This is a genomic window from Methylobacterium radiodurans, assembly GCF_003173735.1.
Taxonomy (GTDB): domain Bacteria; phylum Pseudomonadota; class Alphaproteobacteria; order Rhizobiales; family Beijerinckiaceae; genus Methylobacterium; species Methylobacterium radiodurans.
In genome coordinates this window covers 598,830-618,518 of the sequence record NZ_CP029551.1, presented here as the reverse complement: position 1 = coordinate 618,518, position 19,689 = coordinate 598,830, and the positions used below count along the sequence as shown (strand labels likewise).

The following is a 19,689-nucleotide window of genomic DNA, read 5'->3' as shown; positions in this document are numbered from 1 at the left end:
GATGCGCAACCCGATCAGGGATCTCTCGCCCGAGGATCGCGCCCTGCTGCGGCGCCACATGCGCAAGCCGGTCCTGACCTTTCTGGCGCTGCTGGGCCTGCTCGCCGTCAACGTCGCGCTCGGCGCCACGGTGCCCTTCGCCTACACCTGGGCGCTGGAACTCGCCGTCGTGACCGTGATGGTGGCCCTCATCCTCCTCGTGTCGATGGAGGTCCTGGAGGAGCCGCCGCTGGTGAAGCTGTTCAGCGTGCTCGGCTTCTTCTGGGTCGCCATCATGGTCGGCATGACGCTGACGGACTACCTCGCGCGCTGAGGCGACATCCGCGGGCATTCCCACTCTCCCCGGCGCGGGGAGAGCGGCGGTCCTCAGACCGCCTTCTCCTTGAGCTTGTGCTCGATCTCGTGTGCGTCGAGCCCCGGCGCGATGACCGGAGGCTCGGGCACGGCCTCCGGCTGAGTCTTGCCGACCGCGGCGGCGAGGCGCGAGCGCTCGAACATCAGGACGATGACGATGGAGGCGAGCAGCGGCAGCCAGAGGTAGAACACGCGGAAGATGATCACCGCCGCGATGACGGCGTCCTTCTGCGCGTTGTCTGTGATCTGCATCGCCGTGATGAAGACCAGCTCGAACACCCCGAGGCCGCCGGGCGCGTGCGAGGCCAGCGCCAGCGAGAACGAGGCGAGGAAGATCGCCAGCACGGTGAGGAAGTCGACGCCCATCGACTGCGGCAGCGCGAAGTAGATGATGCCCGCCGCTCCCAGCAGCTCCAGCGGCGCCGCGATCAGCTGGCGGCCCATGATGCCGGGGCGCGGATATTCGAGCTTGAACGAGCGGATGTGCAGCGGCGGCAGGCGCAGGATCGAGCCCGCGACGTAGAGCGCCACGAAGGCCAGCATGCCGATGCCGACGATCAGCGCGGTCTTCGGATCGGTGAAGACGGCCGGGAGCTTGCCTTCGAGACGCGAGAGCAGGTGCGGGTCGAGGACGAGGGTCAGGCCGCCGAGCGACACCGTGCCGAGGAAGAAGGTGAAGGAGCAGAGCGCCACCAGCACCGCGACCTGCGCGGCCGAGAGCCCCTTGGCGGTGTAGGCCCTGTAGCGCACCAGCGCGCCCGAGAAGACCGAGGCGCCGATATTGTGCGAGAGCGCGTAGGTGGTGAAGGAGCAGAGCGAGACGAACAGCCACGAGATGTGGCGCACGCCCAGATGCAGCAGCGCGATCCGGTCGTACCAGGCGAGCGCCGCGTAGGCGACGAGGGTGGAGACGAGCGCCAGCAGGATCCGGTGGGGCGGGATCGCCAGGATCGCGCCCCAGATCGCCGAGAGCGAGGTGGTCTTCAATTCCTGGTAGAGGAAGTAGCCGGAGACGACGACGGCCGCGAGGCCGACGAGCGGCCAGATGAACTCGCTGATCTTCTTCATGGCACTCTCGTCCCGGGGATCGCGATCCTGATGCGCCATGAACCGGCGCACCGCAAGCGGGGCGGGACCGCCCTGCCGGGGCGGGTCATGTCAGGCGATCGTGACCGTTTCGTGTGGGGGCGGGACGAGCCTCACTCGTCCATCAGCGGGTGCAGGTCGCGCACCATGCCCTTCAGGCGCTCGTCGAGCACGTGGGTGTAGATCTGCGTGGTCGAGATGTCGGCGTGGCCGAGCAGCTCCTGCACGATGCGCAGGTCCGCGCCGTTCTGCAGCAGGTGGCTGGCGAAGGCGTGGCGCAGGACGTGCGGGCTGATCCGGTCGGCCCGGATCCCGGCGGCGGCGCCCGCCACCTTCAGGTCGCGGGCGAAGGCCTGCCGGGTCAGGTGCCCGCTCTCGCTGTCGGCGGGGAACAGCCAGGGCCCCTCGGCCGTCAGGCCGGCGAGGTGCTCGCGCATCGCCGCGCGGGCGAGGTCGGTCAGCGGCACGAGGCGCTCGCGCCCGCCCTTGCCCCGCACCACGAGGTAGCGCTCCCGCGTCGTCGCGGCCGAGCGCGGCAGGCTGATCAGCTCCGAGACGCGCAGGCCCGTGGCGTAGAGGAGTTCGAGCAGGCACAGCATCCGGCGCGCGCGGGCCGCCTCGCCCGGGCTCTCGGCCGCGCCCGCCCGCGCCCGCGCGACGTCGAGCAGGCGGTCGACCTCGGCGACGCCCAGCACCTTCGGCAGGGCTTGCGGCCGGCGCGGACCGGAGACCGGCGCTGACGGGTCGGTCTCCGCCAGTCCTTCCGCGTAGAGGAACTTGTGGAAGCCGCGGATGCAGGAGAGCTTGCGCGCCGCCGAGGAGGCCTTGAGGCCGCGCGTCTCCAGCTCGGCGAGGTAGGCCCGCAGCGTCGCGGCCTCGACCGCGTCGAGATCGATCCGCGACGCGGCGAGCCAAGCTCGGTAATCGTCGAGGTCGCGCCGGTAGGCGGAGAGCGTGTTGGCGGCGGCCCCGCGCTCGGCCGCCAGCATGTCGAGATAGGCGCCGATCTCCGGATCGGGCGCGCTCACCGGTTGGTCGGCGGCTGCAGCTTGGCCGGCGGGATGGTCACGCTCATCTCGCGCGGGGTCGGCTTCACGAAGGTCGCCAGCGCGAACATCCCGGCGAAGACGAGGCCGGCCAGGATCGCCAGCGTCGCGAAGAAACGGAACAGGGTCGGCACGTCGGGACAATCTCGGTCGAGCGGGAGCGGCGCCGGCAGGCCGGGGTTCTGGCACCCGGGCTACCGCGTTGCACCACGCGCCCGCCCCGATGGCAAGGGCCCGTATACCACACCCGAGGTCACAGCTTCAGGACCAAGCTCGGCCGTGACGGGGGTCCGGCCGTTCCCTGTGCCCGGCAAACGCGCTAAGACCCGCCGTTCCATGCGAAGTCTGCTGCGATGAACGAGCCTGCTCAGACGGGCGGAGAACCGATCGAGGCGCGCCTGCGCCGGGCCCTGGGGACCCGGTCGATCGTGCTCGTCGGCCTGATGGGGGCGGGCAAGAGCACGGTCGGCCGCCGGCTGGCCCAGCGCCTCGGCCTGATCTTCAAGGATGCCGACCACGAGATCGAGGCCGCGGCCGGCCTCACCATCCCGGACATCTTCGCCATCTACGGCGAGCCGAGCTTTCGCGACGGCGAGGAGCGGGTGATCGCGCGCCTGCTGCGGGCGGGCCCGCTCGTGCTCGCCACCGGGGGCGGCGCCTTCATGCGCGACACGACCCGGGCGCGGATCGCCGAGTTCGGCGTCTCGGTCTGGCTGAAGGCCGACCTCGACGTGCTGATGCGCCGCGTGCGCAAGCGCGGCAACCGCCCGCTCCTCGAGACCGAGGACCCCGAGGCGACGATGCGCGCCCTGATGGAGGCGCGCCACCCGGTCTACGCCGAGGCCGACGTCGAGGTGGTCTCCCGCGACGTCTCCCACGACCGGGTGGTGGACGACGTGCTCGAAGCCCTGGTCGCCCATCTCGATCCGTCGGCGCCGCCCGCCGTCGCCGCGCAGTAGACAGTCATTCGAGCCATGTCTGACCAAGCCCTGTCCGACGCCCCCCTCACCGTGCACGTGCCCCTCGACGCGGGCCGCGCCTACGACATCCTGATCGGGCGCGGGCTCGTCGCCGAGGCCGGCGCGCGCGCCGCCGCGCTCGGGGCGCGGGCGGCCGGCATCGTCACGGACGAGACCGTGGCGGGCCTCTACGGCGCGCAGATCCGCGAGAGCCTGGAGGCGGCCGGCCTGCGCGCCGGGCTGATCGCGGTGGCGCCGGGCGAGGCTTCCAAATCCTACGCCGGCTACGCGCAGGTCTGCGACGGGCTTCTCGGTCTGAAGATTGAGCGGGGGGACCTCGTGGTGGCGCTCGGCGGCGGCGTGGTGGGCGATCTGGCGGGCTTCGCTGCCGCGACGCTCCGGCGCGGCGTGCGCTTCCTGCAGGTGCCGACCACCCTGCTGGCCCAGGTCGATTCCTCGGTCGGCGGCAAGACCGGGATCAATTCCCCGCTCGGCAAGAACCTCGTCGGCGCCTTCCACCAGCCGCGCCTCGTGCTCGCCGATACCGCGACCCTCGACACGCTGTCGGAGCGCGAGATGCGGGCGGGCTACGCGGAGGTGGCCAAGTACGGCCTGATCGGCGACGCCGACTTCTTCGGCTGGTGCGAGGCGAACTGGCGGGGCATCTTCTCCGGCGGGCCGGAGCGCGACGAGGCGGTGGCGATCTGCTGCCGCGCCAAGGCCGGCGTGGTGGTGCGCGACGAGCGCGAGGACGGCGAGCGCGCCCTGCTCAATCTCGGCCACACCTTCGGCCACGCCCTGGAGCGCCTGACCGGCTACGAGTCCGCCCGCCTCGTCCACGGCGAGGGAGTGGCGATCGGGCTGGCGCTCGCCTTCCGCTTCTCGGCCCGGCTCGGGCTCTGCTCGGGCCAGGAGGCGGGCCGCGTCGCCAACCACCTCGCGCTCGCCGGTCTGCCGACCCGCCTCGCCCAGGTGCCGGGCGGATGCGGCGACGCCGACGCGCTCCTCGACGCGATGGCCCAGGACAAGAAGGTGCGCGACGGTGCCCTCACCTTCATCCTCGCCCGCGGCATCGGCCGGAGCTTCATCGCGCCGGGCATCGACCGGGCCGAGGTGCGCGCCTTCCTGGAGGACGAGCTGCGGGCGGGTTGAGCGCCGCCCGAACGCCGCGTTAACCGCGCCGGAACCGGCCGGGCGCATGCTGCGCGCTCGGCACCGTCCGCGGGGAGTGGGGATTGGGCGCGCCCTCAAGTCGTCAGGCGGGTCTTCACGCCGCGATCGCCGACCTGCGCGACCTCGCGGGAAGCGACGCGCGGCTCTACCGGCTCGCGCGGCTGGCGAGCCTCTGGCTCCTGCCCATCATGCTCGGGATCGTCGTCCTCGCCGGATTCGTGACTGGGCCGGCGCCGGGGCGCGACTGCGACGGCAACGCATTGGGCGTCGATTTCACCCAGGTCTGGGCGGCCGGGCAGGCGGCGCTGCGGGGCGCGGCCGGCGAGCCCTATGACTTCCCGCACCATCTCCGGAACCTCAGCGCGGCCTTCGGGCCCGAGTGCCGCTTCGCCTGGCACTACCCGCCGGTCTTCCTGCTGCCCGCCGCCGCGGTAGCGGCCCTGCCGCCGCCCACCGCCTTCCTGGCCTGGAGCGTCGCAGGGACCGCTCTCTTCGCCCTGGCGCTCCGGCTCGCGGGCGGGCGGGCGGCGCTCCTCGTCGGGCTCGCCCACCCGCTGGTCTTCTGCAATCTCGTCTACGGGCAGAACGGGCTGTTCACCGCGGGCCTGCTGACCCTCGGGGCGCTCCTCGTCGACCGCCGCCCGCCGGTGGCCGGACTCTGCTTCGGGCTCGTGGCCTACAAGCCGCAGCTCGCGGCGCTCGCCCCCCTGCTGCTCCTCGTCACCGGGCGCTGGCGCTGCCTCGGCGCCTGCCTCGGCACGGTGGCGGCGCTCTGCCTCGCCGCGCTCCTCGCCTTCGGCACTGCGCCCTGGCTTGGCTTCCTCGGCACGCTGGCCGAGACCGACCGCATCATCCTGCGTCAGGCCGCGGCGGGGCTCGACCTCAACGCCAGCGCCTACGGGGCGGTGCGGCTGGCCGGCGGTCCCTACGCCCTGGCCTGGGCGGCCCAGATCGCCGCGAGCCTCGGTGCGCTGGCCCTGGCTTGGTGGGTCTGGACGACCTGCCCGGACCCGCGCCTGCGCGCCGCGACCCTGCTCGCCGCCGCGCCGATGCTCTCGCCCTACGTGCCGGTCTACGACCTCGCGCCGCTCGTGCCCGCCACGGTGCTGCTCGTGGTGGCGGCCCGGCAGGCCGGCGGCCTGCACGCCCACGAGCGCTGGCTGCTCGTCACCGCGCCGCTCACCGCGGCGCTCCGGGTCGGCGCGGAGGCCACCGGGATCTGCTTCGGGCTCGTCTTCGCGCTGGCGACGCTCGCCTGCCTTGCTGCCCGCGCGCTGCCGCAGCCGCGCATCCTCAGGGCGCTGCCCTGAGAACCCGCCCAAGGGCCGCGGGCCCTTGGGAATCCCGCGATCTCAGGCCTCCGGGCCGAACGTCACCGTCTCGACGGCATTGAGAGCCCGCACCCGGCCGTGCGGCAGGCGTGGCGCACCGGTAAATCCGATCCGCCGTTCCGTCCCCGGGGCGAGGTGGAACCACGTGTCGTCGGGCCGGGCGCGCTCGGCCTCCACCTGCACGCCGAGCGCGTGGCGCTCGGCTCGGACCCGGATCGCGTTCGCCTCCACGGCCACCGAGAGGCCGGTCTCGATGGGCTCGATTCGGCGCCCGCCCGGGACGTGGAAGGCCTCGGCGATCACCGCGCCCGCCGGATCGCTGAGGCTTGCATGTCCCAGCGTGTGGGCCGGCGGCCCGAACCGGTAGCTGTCGGTGGCGTCGAAGAAGCGGCCGAGGAGTTCGGCCGACGAGAGGGTCCGCGTCGAGCGGGCCCCGAGGCCGACGGCGCGCTCCGCCTTGGCGACCGCTCGCCCTGCCGCGTCCGTGAAGGCGAGGCGCAGGGTGAGGTCGCGCGCCTCGGCGGTCTCGTTGTGCAGGTGCACGTGGAGCCCGTTCAGCCCCTCGTCCGAGAGCGTGACCTGCACCGGCCGGAAGGCCCGCTTCAGGGCGTACCAGCCCGATTTCGGGACGCCCCGCGCGTCCACGATGCCCCAGCCCGTGCCGGGGGCGAGATCGCGCAGGAACCAGACGAGCCCGCCCCGGGTCGTCGAGCGCGTCCGCCGCCACTCGGCGACGGTCGCCTCCATCACCTCGGCGACCGCGGCGCGCCCCAGGTCGCGGTAGCGTTCCGGGTCGGCGCGGCGGAGCGCGGCCGGATCCACGCCGTAGAGCAGGCCGACATAGTGGTCGCGCACCTGCTCGAAATCCCAGTCCGCGCCCCGGTCGCGCGGGATGCCGGCGCTCCAGCGCGGGGATTCCATCTCGCCGAGGCCCATCGCGGCGAGGCTCGATTCTTCCGGCAGGTTCGCGAAGGCCAGGCACTCGGTGGCGAAGCCCACCTCCGCCCGGCGCGCGTCCTCCAGGGGGCGGCGGTAGGCGCCCACGCCGTAATAGTGCGTCACGCCGGCCGTGGTGGAGAAGGGCAGATCCCCCCCCGAGGGCGAGTTCGGCACCACCGCGAGGTCCGGCCGGATCGGCGCGGCCAACGCCGGCAGCCGCTCGCCCGCGAAGGCATCCGCCCAGACCGCCCGCGGCGCCCCCAGCATCGCCGCCTGCTGCCAGACCTCGCTGCCGCCGGAGAGCGCGCAGAGGGACGGCGAGAGCTGGGTGCGGTCGAGGAGATCCGCGATCTCGCCCTCCAGCTCCTGGCGGAAGGCCGGGTCGTCGTGGGGATAGTCGAAATTGGCGAGCATCAGGTCCTGGAAGACCAGGATGCCGAGTTCGTCGCAGAGGTCGTGGAAGGCTTGGGGACCGTAGAGGGTGATGCCGGAGACCCGCAGCATGTTCATCCCGGCCTCGCGGGCGAGGTCGAGGAGCGGGCGGGCATCCTCCGCGCCGCTGCCCAGGCCGACGAGGTCCGGCGGGGTCCAGTTGGCGCCGCGGCAGAAGACCGGCACGCCGTTCACCGCGAGGCTTAACCCCTCCTCGAAGGGGCGCGTCAGGGTGATGCTGCGGAAGCCCGTGCGCCCGAGATCGTGGCTGCGCCCGTCGAGATCGACCGCGACCGCGTGCAGGCGCGGCTCGCCGTGGGTGTGGGGCCACCAGGGCGCGATGCCGGGGAGGAGGAGCTCGCCCTCGAACAGGTCCGGCGCCGTCCGCGCGAGCGCCACCAAGCGGCCGTCGCAGCGGAGCGTGGCCCGCTCGACCGGACCATCGACGCGGAGCCGGGCGACGAGCCGGCCGGTCTCACCGTCGAGGTCGGCGCGCAGGTCGGCCGCGACAAGGTCCGGCGCGCCCGCAGAGAGCGGCGTCAGGGTGATCGGGCGGTAGGGGCCGACGAGATCGATCTCCGGGCACCAGCCCGGCATGAAGCCGAGCAGGCTCGTGCGCGCGTGGCGCAGCGACCCGGGCGTGGCGAGGCGGGGCCGCCAGCGCCCGCGCTTGGCCGGCCGGTCGAGTTCGGCCTTCAGCGAGCGGAAGCGGAGGACGATCTCGTTGTCCCCGGCGAGATCTACCGCGACCGCGTGGGCGCGGAACATCGAGTGGCTGGTGAGGATCGGCACGCCGTTGAGCCAGACCTCGCAGAGCGTCGCCAGCCCCTCGAAGGCGAGGCGCGCCCGGCCGGTGCCCGGAAAGCTGGTGCGGTACCAGACGTCGCGGTCGTGGATCGGCGCCGGCTCGGCCTCGGACCAGAGGCCGGCCTCGCGCAGCGCCGCGGCGGCGGTGCCGGGAACCCGTGCGGGAATCCAGCCGTCGAGCCCGGCGAGATCGCCCGGCCCCGCGCAGGCGCCGGGCGGCGTGGTCACGAGTTGCCAGGAGCCGCCGACGGGGAGCGGCGGAACGCCGTCGATGGCGCGGATGCGGGCCATGCTGGGTCTCGGAGGAGATCAATCACACCGGATCCGGGTGATCTGTTCGGGTCGGGCGAGCGCCCCCTCTCCCCGCGCGCGGGGAGAGGGGTTGCGCGTCGAGCGGACGTCGTTGCCCTCAGCCCAGCGCCCGGTCGAGTTCCGCGAACACCGCCTCGTACTGCGCCGCCGCCTTGTCGAGGCGCGCGCTCAAGCCCAGCGCGCTGCGGCGGTGGAAGGCGCGGGCGAGCTGGAACTGGAAGGTCTTGGCCTCCTGCGCCAGTACCCCCGCCGCCTCGGCCGCGGTGGCGAGATTCGCCGCGCCGTGCCCGTCGAGCCAGCGCAGGTGGCTGCCGAGCAGCTCGAAATTTGCCCCGAGCTGGCGCGTGGTGTTGAAGGCGTAGGCGTGGAACACGGCCAGTGAGCGGCCGACCAGCGCGTCCGCCGCCGTCGCGAGCGCTGCCTGGAAGGCCAGCACCGGGTTCCGTGCCGGCGCGCGGGCGCGGTGGTGCCGCAGCAGTTCGAGGGCAGCAGTCGGAAGCTCGGCCTCCGGCAGGGGCGGCGCTCCCGCCTTCACGAACTCCGCGTAGGGCGGCAACTCGCTGGGCCCGAAGATGCCGTTGTAATCGGCGCCGGACAGGGTGAACCGGCCGGCATTGTGCAGGTAGTCGAGCGTCTTGGCCGCCGGGTCGAGCGCCAGGATGCCGATCGTCGTCTTGGCATGGGAGCGCCCGTAGGTCGTACCAGCGGTGTCTGGCAGGTAGAGCGCGTCCACCTCGACCAGCACCGGGCAGCCGCGCGCGGCCTGGACCAGCGCGTGCCGCTCCAGCCCGTCGTAGACGGCGAGTTCGAGGATCTCCAACCCGTAGAGCCGGTCGATGTCGGCGGCCGGCGGCTTGAAGAAGGTGAACTGGTCGCCCTCGAAATCCTGCCGCAGGGTGAAGCCCAGGAGCGCCTCCGGCACGAGGCCGCGCCCGTGCAGCAGCTCGATCCAGAGATCGACGTAGCAGTTCGTCTCCGGCCAGTGCCGGTCGGCGGCGTGCAGCGGGTGGGCGATATAGGCCGGAGCCGGGGCCGGCTCCGGCCGCGCGCGATCGAGAGCGGCGCTCACGAGCGTCAGCCCCAGAGCACCCGGCGCACGCCCTCCGGCCAGGCGGCGAGGTCGAGGCCGTGGTGGCGCAGCAGTGCCAGGGTGATGCGCTCCAGCCCGAACCCGACGCAGGCCGTGTGGGCCACGTCGCCGTCGGCCTGCACGAGGTCCCAGGTCGTGCCGAAATGGTCCTGGTGGTAGTTGAAGCTGAGGCAGGCGGTCGGCTTCTCGACGCTGTTGACCGGCACGTTCAGCTCGAACTTCAGCCCCTGGGCGCGCTGGTTGTTGGCGAGCATCCGGCCGGCGCGGCCGAAGAACGGGTCGTTGGCGGCGTCGATCGCGAGCGGCAGTTCGAGGTCGCGGATCATCTGGGTGCCGCGCTCCAGCCAGCTCTCGCGGAAGGCCAGCACCTGATCGGGGCTGCCCATGCGCACGTACTCGCGCATCCGGAAGAGCTGCATCCGGGTCGGCTCCAGCGAGGGCTCGCGCCGGAAGCAGTAGGATTGCAGGTCGAACAGCCGGCCCTCCGCGGGGAGCGGGCCACGCGCCGCGGCGACCGGGTAGAGCGGGTAGCAGGCCGCAGGCGTCAGCACGATGTCGGTGGCCTTCTGGCCCGCCGTCCAGTCCTCGCCCGCCTCGACGCAGGCCAAGAGCTTGGCGTGCTCGCCCTCGTGCCCGCAGAAGCTGTGCACGGTGCCGGCGAGGTTCGGGAAGCCCTTGAGGTAGCCGGAGCGCTCGAAGGCCGGCCGGCTCATGCCGGGGGGAAAGCGCAGCACCTCGGCGTTGTCGGCGGCGCCGAGGCGCCCGATCAGCCGGTCGAGGGCCTCGACCACGCTCTCGAAGGCGCCGCTGCGGCCGTAGAGGCCGTCGACGCCGGTGCGGACCAGGAGACCCTGGTCGAAGAGCCGGTCGAGGAAGGTGGGCTCGGCGAGGCCGTCGTCGTCGAGGGGCTCGCAGAAGGTCGGGGTGGGCTGAATCGATTCCATCACGCGCTCATGAGCTGGCCGGAGCTCTTCTGCACGAGCAGGAGCTTGGCGGTGTTGGCGAGGATGCGGTCGTTGCCGATCATGAGCGGCGCCGAGAGGACGTCGCGCAGGGGGCGGCCGAGGCTGAAGGGCGTGCCGTTCTTGTATCCGGCGAGCCCGACGATCCCGAGCGCGCGCTGGACGATGTCGACCGCCATGTCGGAGGCGGTCGTCTTCAGGTTGTTGAGCATCACCGAGAAGGCGAGCGAGTCGAGAAGGTCGGCATTGCCCTGCGCGTCCTCGAAGCGGCGCAGCGCCGAGACCAGCGTCGCCTTCATGGCCTGGAGGGCGTTCGACAGCTCGGCGAGCCGGAGCGCGGTCGGCGGAACCTGGCCCTGGCGCTTGCGGGCCTCGGCCTGCACGAAGACCCGGGCACGGTCGACCGCGAAGCTCGCGATGCCGAACCACACGGCGCTCCAGAGGAGGTGCGAGGCGGCCAGCATCGACTGCGCGGCGATCTCCGCGAAGGGTTTCGGCAGGATCTGCTCGACGGGCACGCCGCGCGCCTCCAGCCGGAAGCCGTCGCTGCAGGTGCCCCGCATGCCCAGCGTGTCCCAGGTGCTCGTCCGCTCCAGGGTGATCTGGTCGGCGAAGAGCGCCACCAGCACCTGATCGGAGGTCGCGGCCTCTGGGTTGCGGCGGGCGGTGGCGAGGATCAGGTCGGCCTGCGCCCCGTAGGAGATGACGGAGGCGTCCTTGCCGAGCGCGAACACCTCGCCCGTCTGCTCGACGGCGCAGAGGCTGTTGCGCAGGTCGCCGCCGATGCCGGCCTCCGTGGTGGAGGAGGCGACGAGCAGCTGCTCCCCGGCGATCTGCTCCATCAGGCGGCAGTGCCACGCGCTGTCGAGCCCGTGGCTGACGAGGCTCGACACCTTGATGTGGTGCATGGCGAAGACCATGGCGGCCGCGCTGCAGGCTTGGCCGAGCGCGAAGCAGCCCTCCGCGATATCCGTGAGGCCCGCGCCCTCGCCGCCGAACTGCCGCGGGATCTGGAGGCCCAGAAGGCGCTCTGCCTTCAGGGCGGCGACCGCTTCCGCGGGGAAGCGGCCTTCGCGGTCCACCGCGTCGGCGTGGAGCGCCGCCACCGAGGCGGCGCGTGCGAAGCGCTCGGCCAGCATGGTCAGGCAGCTTCCGCCTGGACCAGGCTCGAGACGGTCTCGCGGATGCTGCGGATCGTCGAGAACGACTTGCGGCTGAGCAGGTGATCCGGGAACTCGACGTCGAAGTGCTCCTCCAGCGCCAGCATGAGCTGCACCGAGCCGAAGGAGTCGAGGCCCTTGTCGAACAGGTTCTCGTCCTCCGCGATCTGGCCGGCGACCGGGGCGAGGGCCTCGTTCCGGGCAAGAATGTTACGAATCTCTTCCAGCGAAACCATCACCAATCCCCGTGAATTTGCCGGATATACGGTAAATTCCAGGCGCGTTGAAAGTCAAACTCGTTCCGGAGCGGTGGTAAATCGGAAATCAACCGGCCTGAGGCTGGGAGCGGGCCGCCGATTCACGCCTCGTTACGGTCTCGGTCCTGCTCCGGAGGGCGGCCGGGAGCGCGCCGCTCTCACCGCTGGACGGGAATGCGCGACGATGGGACAGGATGGGGGTCAGGGAGCGGACGGGACGTCCCGTTTCGAAACGCTCGACGCCCTGCGGGGCGTCTGTGCTCTGATGGTTGCCTTCTTCCACATGCCCTTCGCGCACCCGCTGCGGGCGGTGCCGCACTTCGACAATGTGCAGTTCTGCGTCGACGTCTTCTTCGTGCTATCGGGCTTCGTCCTGCTCCACGCCTACGGAGAGCGGTTGGCGGGCTCGCGCCAAGATCTGCGGCGGCGAGGCTTGTGGCGGCAAGGTTTGCGCTTCGCGCTGGTCCGGTTCGGGCGCCTATGGCCGCTGCACGCCGCCACGCTCGGGCTCTTGGTCGCGATCGAGGCGGCGCGCCTCCTCTATCTCGCCGGCCATCCGGGCATGCCCGTGGTCACGCCGCCCTTCGGCGAGGCGCACCGGCCGATCGAGGTGCTCACCCATCTCCTGTTCCTGCAGGACTTCCTCACCTTCGGCGAATTCAGCTGGAACGTTCCCGCCTGGAGCATCGCGGTGGAGTTCTACGCCTCGCTGGTGCTCGCCGGCACCGTGATGCTGGTCGGGCCCCGAGCCCACCGCACCTTCGCGGTGCTCGCCCTGCTCTCTGCCCTCGCGCTCCACGCGGCGAGCCCCGGAACCCTGTTCGCGATCCAGGACTGGGGCATCCTGCGCTGCCTGTCCGACCTCTTCGTTGGCTGCCTCGCCTACGGCCTGCGGGATGCCCTGCGCCTCCCGGAAGCCTGGGCGGGATGGGTCGAGGCCGCCGCCCTCGCGCTTCTCCTCGCCGTCGCCGCCCTCGTGCCGCCGGGGGGATGGGCCTACGGCGCGCCCCTCGTCTTCGGCGCGGTCATCGCCTTGTTCTCGCACGGGCGCGGCCCCGTCTCGGCGGCGGCCCAGGGCGCGGTGCCGCAGGCGCTCGGCCGCTGGTCTTTCTCGATCTACCTGCTGCACTTCCCGGTGCTCCAGCTGTTCCGCACCGGCCTGCACTACGCGGTGCCGGGCGCGGGGGCTCCGACCCCCGGTGCGGAGGGCGGCGGCATCGATCTCGGCGCGCCGCTCCTGAACCTCTCGGCCGCCCTCGCGCTCGTCGGCGTCAGCGTCCTCCTGGCCGGGCCGAGCTACTGGCTGATCGAGCGGCCGGCGCTCGCCTGGTTCAGGGCGCTCGACCGATGGGCCTTCGCCCGGACGCCGGCCGCCCCCGGGCTCGGGATGCCCGCGTCTCAGCCCATGTCTCAGCCCGTGTCTCAGATTGAGAAGCCTCCGCACCGGCCGGCCTGCGGGGATTGGTCACCAATCGGACAGTAATTCTGGGGCCGGGCAGTGTTGCGTCGGCCGGAGTCACATCGTGGAGCAGGTGCGGGTCTTGCCGCCGGCCGGATCGATCTCGGGTCGCCACCTCGCGGGCGATCCTGCGGGCGGCCGGGCCGAGGGCACCCTCGCGGACCTGTGGGGCTCGGCCCGACGGGGCTGGCTCTGGATCGTGGCGGGCGCCCTCATCGCGGGCTGCCTCGGCGGTCTCTTCGTCCTGCGGCAGACGCCGAGCTACCGGGCGAGCGTCGAGATCCTGATCGACCCGCAGGCCCTGCAGATCGTGGGACGCGGCTTGTCGCGGACCGACACGCCGGCGCAGCTCGACTTCGCCAACCTGGAGAGCCAGTCGCTGATCCTGCTCTCCGCCAAGGTGCTGGAGCGCGTGGTCGCCCGCCTGGACCTCGCCGACGACCCGGTCCTCACCCGCGGGGCCAAGCCGGGCATCGACCGGGCGGGCTTCGCGCTCGAGGCCCTGCGCAAGCGGCTCATCGTGCGGCGCGTGGAGACCTCGCTGATCTTCCAGCTCTCCGCGATCTACCCGGAACCGCGCCGGGCCGCCGAGATCGCCAACGCCGTGGCGGCCGCCTATTTCGACGTCGCGGCCGGCGACCGGCTCGCCGCGGTCCGGCGCGCCAACGAGACCCTGCTGAGCCAGCTCAACGACCTGCGCGGGCAGCTCGACCGGGCCGACCTCGCGGTGGAGCGCTACCGGGCCGACAAGGGGCTGATCGGCTCGGGCGAGTCCGGCCTGCTGGTCTCGCAGCAATTGCGCGACCTCTATGGACAGATCACCACGGCGGAGGCGGAGCTCGCGCGGCTGTCGGGCCGGCGCGAGAAGGCCAGGGCCTGGGCGGCGGCCGACGGGCCGCCCGCGACGCCGGAGGCGGGCGCCTCCGCGGTGATGATCTCGCTGCGCGCGCAGCACGCCCAGAGCACCCAGGAGATCGCCCAGCTCTCGCGCAGCCTCGGCCAGAACCATCCCCAGATGCTCGCGCTCGCGGCCCAGCGTGCCGCGACCGTGCGGCTGATCGCGTCCGAGGCCGACCGCATCCGCCGCACCATCGACGAGGACGTGCGCCGCGGCGAGGAGGGTTTGAGGCTCCTGCGCCGCCGCGCCGAGGCGCTGGTCACCTCGCAGACCAGCAGCAACGAGGAGGGGATCCGCCTGCGCCAGCTGGAGAGCGAGGCCGAGGCGATCCGGCGCACCTACAACCTCGTGCTCGGCCGCAGCAAGGACCTCGAGCAACAGGAGGTGATCAACCCGAACAACTCGCAGATCGTCTCCCGGGCCGTGCCCCCGCTGAAGCCCTCCGACACGCCGATGCCGATCGTGGCGGCGGCCGGCGCCCTGCTGGGTGCTGTGCTCGGCCTCGCGGCTGCCTACCTGTTCGACCGCTGGCGCGGGACCTTCGCGACCGCCGCCTCCCTCGCGGCCTCCGGCGTTCCGGTCTGGGCGCGGCTGCCCCGCGCGGGCCGCGCCGACGCCGATCAGGCGCTCGTCGCCGCGGCCCGCGAGCTGCGCGACCGCCTCGCCGCCTGGCCCGGCGCCACCATCACGGTGGCCTCGGAAGGGCTCGGCGCGGAGCGGCTGCGCACGGCCCACGTCCTCACCGAGCTGCTGATCCGGCTCGGCGAGCCGGCGATCCTCGTGCCGGGCACCCTGCGCCCGCAGCGCGCCCTCACCGAGCCGGGGGCCGGCCGCGCCGCGCCGCGCCGCGCCGTCTCCCGGCACTCCCCCGCCGCGCGCACCGAGCTGGTGGTGACGGAGCGGGACCTCACCGACGGCGAGAGCTGGCTCGCGATCCCCGAGACCTCGGACGCGATCGTCCTCGTGGTCGCCCCGGGACGGACCACGCGCGCCCGGCTGGCCCGGCTGATCGAGATTCTGGACGGGCCCGGCGGCTTCCGGCATGGCGGCCTCATCGGTCTCGTCGCGGTCCAGCCGTCGCGGCCGGTGCGCCGCGCGGTGCCGCGGGGCGCTGCCGTGGCCGTGAGGCCGGCGTGATCGCCGCGGACGGCCGCGCGCCCTACCAGTCCCGCGCGGCCCACTGCGCGCTGATGGGCGCGCTCCTGTTCAATGCCGGGCTCTGCTTCCTCAACACGATGGGCCTGGCGGTGACCGGCGGCACGGTCGCGGGCGCCGAGGCCTGCATCGTGATGCTCGCCCTCGCCTTCGCGCTCGACGGGCGCGCCGGGCCCTGGCTGGTGCTCGCGATCCTGGCCGCCTACGCGATCCTGATCCTCGTGCTGAGGGGCTCGACCGACCCGAAGATGATCCGCGACCTCTTGATCCCGGTCGCCTTCTACAATCTCGGCCTGCGCGCGCCCGACATCCGCGACGCCGACCGCGCGGCCCTGGCGGCGGGCCTCGTCGTGGTGGCGATGGGGCTGTTCGAGTACGCGGCGCTGCCGGTCTACGAGCAGATGTTCAACATCGTGCGCTACTACATCGCCCGCGGCAGCATGTCGGCCGCGGAGATGAACGGCCTCACCGGATCGCTCTTCGCGAGCGGCGTGCGGCCGGACGCGCGCACGATCCTGCCCTTCCTGGGGCCGCACCGGGTCTCCTCGGTCTTCCTCGAACCGGTCTCGGCGGGCAATTTCGGCGCGATCCTGTTCGCCTGGGGGCTCTACCGGCCGGGGATGCGGGGGCGCGGCTGGCTCTTCGCCTGCGCGGCGCTCACCATCATCCTGGCGGATGCGCGCTTCGGCGCCGTCGTCTGCGTGGCGATCGCCGCCGCGCTGCTGGCGGCCCACCGGCTGCCGCGCCTGCTCTGGTTCGCGCTGCCCTGCACGATCCTGTTGGCGCTCGCGGTCTGCGGCTTCGAGAACACGGCGTCGGACCGGAGCAACAACTTCGTCGGGCGCCTGCTGGTGGCGGCCGAGATCATCACCTCCCTGCCCGTCGAGGGCGTGCTCGGCACGAGCGCCGAGAAGGTCTTCGTCTCGGATGCGGGCTACGCCTACGTGCTGCTCCAGATCGGGCTCGTCGGTGGGCTGGCGGCGTGGCTGCTCTTCGTGCTGATGCCGGCCGGCAGCGCGGATGCGTGGCGGCTGCGCTGCGCCGGCGCCACCTATATCTGCCTGCTCCTCGTGATCAGCGACTCGCCCTTCTCGATCAAGACCGGGGCCCTGCTCTGGTTCATGCTGGGCGCGGCCGACGGCGCCGGTCGGGGCCTCGCCGCAGAGGCAGCGCCGAGGTCGGACCCCTACGCGCGGGGACCCTACGTGGGCGCCCTCGCGCGGTCCGGCCCTCTCGGGATCTCCCCGTAGCTGGACGGGATCCGCTCTACTCGCCTTGCCAGTCGTGGGCCGCCACCAGGGTCTCGACGGGCGCGGGCTCCGGCCGGCGCCAGGCCGCCGGCTGGTCGGCGGAGCCGGTGCCCAGCGGGCACTGGACCATCACGCTGTCGCTCCAGCGACCGTATTTGTAGCCGACGCCGGCGAGGTAGCCGACCCGGGCAAAGCCGCAGGCCTCGTGCAGGCGCAACGAGGCCTCGTTCTTCGCGTCGATGTAGCCGATGATCTGCCGGTAGCCGCCCGCCGCACAGGCCTCGATCAGCGCCGGCAGCAGGCGCCGGCCGATCCCGGCGTGCAGGTGGTCCGGGTGGACGTAGATCGAGTGCTTCAGCGTGAAGCGGTAGGCCGGCCGCTTGCGGAACGGCACCGCGTAGGCGTAGCCCGCTACCTGCCCGTCGCGCTCGGCCACGAGATGGGGCAGGCGCTTCTTGCGCATGGTCTTGCGGCGGCGCTTCAGGTCGTCGGGCAGCAGGCGCTCCTCCTCGAAATCGCCCGTGTCGCCGACGCCCCGGCGGATGTGGTGCTCGTAGATCGCGATCATCGCCGACACGTCCGAGTCCGAGGACGGGCGGATGACGATGCCCGGATGGGTTGCGACCGGGGCGTCGGCCTCCATCAGCGGCCCTCGCGCAGCACGTAGGTGTAGAAGCGGATCCGCCCGTCCGGCTCGTGCTGGCGGTAGACCCCCTGGATCTCGGCCTCGAAGCCCGGGAACAGGTTGGAGGCCGCCTCGAACATCTTGAAATAGTCGAGCATGGGCTTGGCGCGCTCATCGATCCGCTCGCCCGGCAGCACCGTGCCGATCCCGGGCGGGTAGACCAGAAGCAAGGTGGTGGCCACACGCCCCTCGGCCTCGGCGATCGGCACGAAGTCGACGTGGTTGCGGGTGAGCATCTGGGCCGCGTCCTTCGGGGCCATCACCATCTCGGGCAGGTGCTCGGGCGCGAACTGCTTGCGCTGGAGGGCGGAGGTGTTCGCCTCCCGGTGGAACGCGTGGTAGTCGGCGCAGAGGTCGCGCAGGCGCACCCCGGCGTAGCGGGCGGGCCGGCGCCGGACGAATTCCGGCATGGCTTCCTCGAGCGGCGCGTTGTCGTCGTGCAGGCGCTTGAAGGCGACGAGTCCCGAGATCAGCGTGCCGGCCTTGGACGATTCGACCCCCGGCGTCAGCAGGAAGAGCAGCGAGTTCAGGTCGTTCTTCTCCGGCACGATCCGGTTCTCGCGCAGGTACTGCGCCACGATCGGGGCCGGCACGCCGTGGTCGGCGTAGGCGCCCGTCTGCCGGTCGAAGCCCGGGGTGAGCACGGTGAGCTTGTTCGGGTCGGTGATGGCGTAGCCCGGCGCCACATGGGTGAAGCCGTGCCAGCGCGCGCCGGGCGTCAGCTCCCAGTGGCGCGGGTTGGAGGCCAGCTCGTCCGTCGGCACGCTCTCCCAGGGCACCTCGGCCCCGTCGGCGGTCTTCGTCACGTCCGGCACGAAGGGGTCGAAGAACCAGCGCTTCAGGGGATCGCGCTCGTTCTCCTCGAACTCCTTGCGAATGGCGCGGGCTTTTTTCCGCCACTCGATCCCGAGTCGGATCGTGTCGTCCCAGAGGATCATGCCGGAGCGCCCCTTCATCATCTGGGCGCCGACGTCGAGCGAGGCGAACAGGGGATAGAACGGCGAGGTCGAGGCGTGAACCAGGAAGCTCTCGTTGAGCCGCCGATGCTCGACGCGCCGGGTCTGCCCGCGGATATGTCCGTCCTTCGTGTGGATCTGCGAGGCCTGGCTGAAGCTCGCGAGCTGCTTGTGGGTCGATTGCGTGGCGATGATGCCAGGCGCGGTCTCGTCGAGCCCGGTCAACCCCATGGCGAAGCGGCGCTGGAAGAGCGGGTGGAACTTCATGAAGCCCGCCCAGGCCTCGTCGAACAGGATGTAGTCGCAGAGGTGGCCGATCCGCTCCAGGATCTCCTGCGCGTCGTAGATCGTGCCGTCGTAGGTGCACTGCTCGATTACCGCGACGCGGAACGGGCGTTCCTTGCGCCACGCGTCGCGGTCCTTCACCAGCGGGTTGTTCCGGATCTTCTCGCGGATGCGCGTCTCGTCGAGCGCCTCGTGGTAGATCGGCCCGATCAGCCCGTACGCATTCCGGTCCGTCTCCAGGAAGATCGGGATGCCGCCGCCGAGGAAGAGCGCCCCGTGATGGGCCGCCTTGTGGTTGTTGCGGTCGAACAGCACGAGGTCGCCCTCGGCCACCAGCGAGGACAGCACGATCTTGTTCGAGGCCGAGGTGCCGTTGAGGACGAAGTAGGTCTTCTCCGCGCCGAAGATCTGGGCGGCCTCCTTCTGGGCCTTCAGGGCCGGACCCTCGTGGGTAAGGAGGTCGCCGAGATCGAGCACCGAATTGTCGAGGTCGTCGCGAAAGATCGCCTCGCCCAGATGCTCGACGAAGATGCGGCCGATCGGCGAGCGGTTGTAGAAGATGCCGCCGTTGTGGCCCGGGCAGGTCCAGAGCTGGTTGCCCTTCTCGGCGTAGTCGACCAGCGCGCCGAAGAACGGCGTCTTCAGGGTCTCGGCGTACTGGGTCACGCGGCTGACGAGGCCGCGGGCGATGAATTCCGGCGTCTCTTCGGCCAGGAAGATGTAGCCGTCGATGAAGTCCAGGAGCTCTACGGGTATGTCTTCGAGCCGCTTGCGCCGGACCATGATGACGATCGGCATCTCCAGGCCGCGCTTGCGCATCATGTCGATGAGGGCGGCGGCCTTGCCGTCGAGGCCGCGCTTGCCCCAGTCCACCACGAGGCAGCCGACCGCGGCGTCGGTCTGCACGGCGATGGCCGCGTCCTCGACGCGGCGGGCCCGCACCACCTCGAAGCCGCGCTGCTCGACCGCCGCCACGATCTGATCGACCCGCGCGCCCTCCAGATCGCCCGGATCGAAGGTCGGCGTGCACATCAGCACGGTGAAGCGGCGGTGGAAGTCCATGGGCGGGCTCCTGTCGGTCGGCGTCGGCGGG

General features: G+C 72.1%; 17 protein-coding genes. 7 read left to right on the top strand and 10 right to left on the bottom strand.

Going from position 1 to position 19,689, the window contains the following annotated elements; genetic code table 11:
• The first annotated feature begins 1 nt into the window (after position 1).
• On the top strand, positions 2-313 hold the full coding sequence (locus tag DK427_RS02690) for an oxidase (protein WP_109949915.1): 312 nt from the start codon (positions 2-4) through the stop codon (positions 311-313).
• A 53-nt stretch (positions 314-366) separates the two neighbouring features.
• Here the strand turns inward: DK427_RS02690 and DK427_RS02685 are convergent, their stop codons facing one another.
• The 3 genes from DK427_RS02685 to DK427_RS02675 all read right to left on the bottom strand — a co-directional run bounded on the left by DK427_RS02685 (position 367) and on the right by DK427_RS02675 (position 2,620).
• Positions 367-1,422, bottom strand: coding sequence for a lysylphosphatidylglycerol synthase domain-containing protein (locus tag DK427_RS02685; protein ID WP_109949914.1), 1,056 nt, complete (start codon positions 1,420-1,422; stop codon positions 367-369).
• Positions 1,423-1,553: 131 nt separating this feature from the next.
• Complete coding sequence (locus DK427_RS02680) at positions 1,554-2,468, bottom strand: site-specific tyrosine recombinase XerD (RefSeq protein ID WP_281276973.1); 915 nt, start codon at positions 2,466-2,468, stop codon at positions 1,554-1,556.
• Complete coding sequence (locus DK427_RS02675; protein WP_109949913.1) at positions 2,465-2,620, bottom strand: histidine kinase; 156 nt, start codon at positions 2,618-2,620, stop codon at positions 2,465-2,467. The genes DK427_RS02680 and DK427_RS02675 overlap by 4 nt, the downstream gene beginning before the upstream one ends.
• 219 nt (positions 2,621-2,839) lie before the next feature.
• On the opposite strand from DK427_RS02675, the gene DK427_RS26890 reads away from it, so the two are divergent.
• The 3 genes from DK427_RS26890 (at position 2,840) to DK427_RS02665 (ending at position 5,928) form a co-directional block, all read left to right on the top strand.
• A complete protein-coding gene (locus tag DK427_RS26890) occupies positions 2,840-3,445 on the top strand; it encodes a shikimate kinase (RefSeq protein WP_245930772.1) in 606 nt (201 codons plus the stop codon).
• 15 nt (positions 3,446-3,460) lie between these two features.
• Positions 3,461-4,597, top strand: coding sequence for a 3-dehydroquinate synthase (gene aroB / locus DK427_RS26885; RefSeq protein WP_245930771.1), 1,137 nt, complete (start codon positions 3,461-3,463; stop codon positions 4,595-4,597).
• Positions 4,598-4,680: 83 nt separating this feature from the next.
• Positions 4,681-5,928 (top strand): glycosyltransferase family 87 protein, encoded by a 1,248-nt coding sequence (locus tag DK427_RS02665; protein ID WP_109949912.1) that lies wholly within the window; start codon positions 4,681-4,683, stop codon positions 5,926-5,928.
• A gap of 42 nt (positions 5,929-5,970) precedes the next feature.
• Here the strand turns inward: DK427_RS02665 and DK427_RS02660 are convergent, their stop codons facing one another.
• From DK427_RS02660 to DK427_RS02640, 5 genes are all read right to left on the bottom strand, one after another.
• Positions 5,971-8,418, bottom strand: coding sequence for a glycoside hydrolase family 2 protein (locus tag DK427_RS02660; protein WP_109949911.1), 2,448 nt, complete (start codon positions 8,416-8,418; stop codon positions 5,971-5,973).
• A 118-nt stretch (positions 8,419-8,536) separates the two neighbouring features.
• Entirely contained in the window at positions 8,537-9,508 is a 972-nt protein-coding gene (locus DK427_RS02655; protein WP_245930770.1) for a DUF1839 family protein, read from the bottom strand.
• Positions 9,509-9,513: 5 nt separating this feature from the next.
• Entirely contained in the window at positions 9,514-10,473 is a 960-nt protein-coding gene (locus tag DK427_RS02650; protein ID WP_109949910.1) for an amino acid--[acyl-carrier-protein] ligase, read from the bottom strand.
• Positions 10,473-11,630 (bottom strand): acyl-CoA dehydrogenase family protein, encoded by a 1,158-nt coding sequence (locus DK427_RS02645; RefSeq protein ID WP_109949909.1) that lies wholly within the window; start codon positions 11,628-11,630, stop codon positions 10,473-10,475. Before DK427_RS02645 ends, DK427_RS02650 begins: the two co-directional genes overlap by 1 nt.
• Before the next feature lie 2 nt (positions 11,631-11,632).
• Positions 11,633-11,887 (bottom strand): acyl carrier protein, encoded by a 255-nt coding sequence (locus DK427_RS02640; RefSeq protein WP_109953952.1) that lies wholly within the window; start codon positions 11,885-11,887, stop codon positions 11,633-11,635.
• Between DK427_RS02640 and DK427_RS02635 the strand changes: the two genes are divergently transcribed.
• The 3 genes from DK427_RS02635 to DK427_RS02625 are packed head-to-tail and all read left to right on the top strand — an operon-like array spanning position 11,859 to position 16,670.
• Positions 11,859-13,391 (top strand): acyltransferase family protein, encoded by a 1,533-nt coding sequence (locus DK427_RS02635; RefSeq protein WP_109949908.1) that lies wholly within the window; start codon positions 11,859-11,861, stop codon positions 13,389-13,391. The two genes, DK427_RS02640 and DK427_RS02635, sit on opposite strands and share 29 nt — an antisense overlap.
• A 40-nt stretch (positions 13,392-13,431) precedes the next feature.
• Positions 13,432-15,402 carry a GumC family protein gene (locus tag DK427_RS02630; protein ID WP_162559641.1) on the top strand — a complete coding sequence of 657 codons (1,971 nt, stop codon included), beginning with the start codon at positions 13,432-13,434 and terminating at the stop codon, positions 15,400-15,402.
• Complete coding sequence (locus tag DK427_RS02625) at positions 15,399-16,670, top strand: UDP-phosphate alpha N-acetylglucosaminyltransferase (RefSeq protein ID WP_109949906.1); 1,272 nt, start codon at positions 15,399-15,401, stop codon at positions 16,668-16,670. Before DK427_RS02630 ends, DK427_RS02625 begins: the two co-directional genes overlap by 4 nt.
• 16 nt (positions 16,671-16,686) lie before the next feature.
• On the opposite strand, the gene DK427_RS02620 is transcribed toward DK427_RS02625, so the two are convergent.
• Complete coding sequence (locus DK427_RS02620; RefSeq protein ID WP_109949905.1) at positions 16,687-17,313, bottom strand: GNAT family N-acetyltransferase; 627 nt, start codon at positions 17,311-17,313, stop codon at positions 16,687-16,689.
• The gene (locus DK427_RS02615) at positions 17,313-19,658 is read right to left on the bottom strand and encodes an Orn/Lys/Arg family decarboxylase (RefSeq protein WP_109949904.1); all 2,346 of its coding nucleotides are present in this window, start codon (positions 19,656-19,658) and stop codon (positions 17,313-17,315) included. The genes DK427_RS02620 and DK427_RS02615 overlap by 1 nt, the downstream gene beginning before the upstream one ends.
• Positions 19,659-19,689: the final 31 nt, after the last annotated feature.

Bases quoted from the DNA above. Each gene is read 5' to 3' on its own strand.
- DK427_RS02640 (WP_109953952.1), bottom strand. From the start codon at position 11,887: ATGGTTTCGCTGGAAGAGATTCGTAACATTCTTGCCCGGAACGAGGCC.
- DK427_RS02690 (WP_109949915.1), top strand. From the start codon at position 2: ATGCGCAACCCGATCAGGGATCTCTCGCCCGAGGATCGCGCCCTGCTG.
- DK427_RS02615 (WP_109949904.1), bottom strand. From the start codon at position 19,658: ATGGACTTCCACCGCCGCTTCACCGTGCTGATGTGCACGCCGACCTTC.
- aroB (WP_245930771.1), top strand. From the start codon at position 3,461: ATGTCTGACCAAGCCCTGTCCGACGCCCCCCTCACCGTGCACGTGCCC.
- DK427_RS26890 (WP_245930772.1), top strand. From the start codon at position 2,840: ATGAACGAGCCTGCTCAGACGGGCGGAGAACCGATCGAGGCGCGCCTG.
- DK427_RS02635 (WP_109949908.1), top strand. From the start codon at position 11,859: ATGTTACGAATCTCTTCCAGCGAAACCATCACCAATCCCCGTGAATTT.
- DK427_RS02645 (WP_109949909.1), bottom strand. From the start codon at position 11,630: ATGCTGGCCGAGCGCTTCGCACGCGCCGCCTCGGTGGCGGCGCTCCAC.
- DK427_RS02685 (WP_109949914.1), bottom strand. From the start codon at position 1,422: ATGAAGAAGATCAGCGAGTTCATCTGGCCGCTCGTCGGCCTCGCGGCC.
- DK427_RS02620 (WP_109949905.1), bottom strand. From the start codon at position 17,313: ATGGAGGCCGACGCCCCGGTCGCAACCCATCCGGGCATCGTCATCCGC.
- DK427_RS02650 (WP_109949910.1), bottom strand. From the start codon at position 10,473: ATGGAATCGATTCAGCCCACCCCGACCTTCTGCGAGCCCCTCGACGAC.
- DK427_RS02660 (WP_109949911.1), bottom strand. From the start codon at position 8,418: ATGGCCCGCATCCGCGCCATCGACGGCGTTCCGCCGCTCCCCGTCGGC.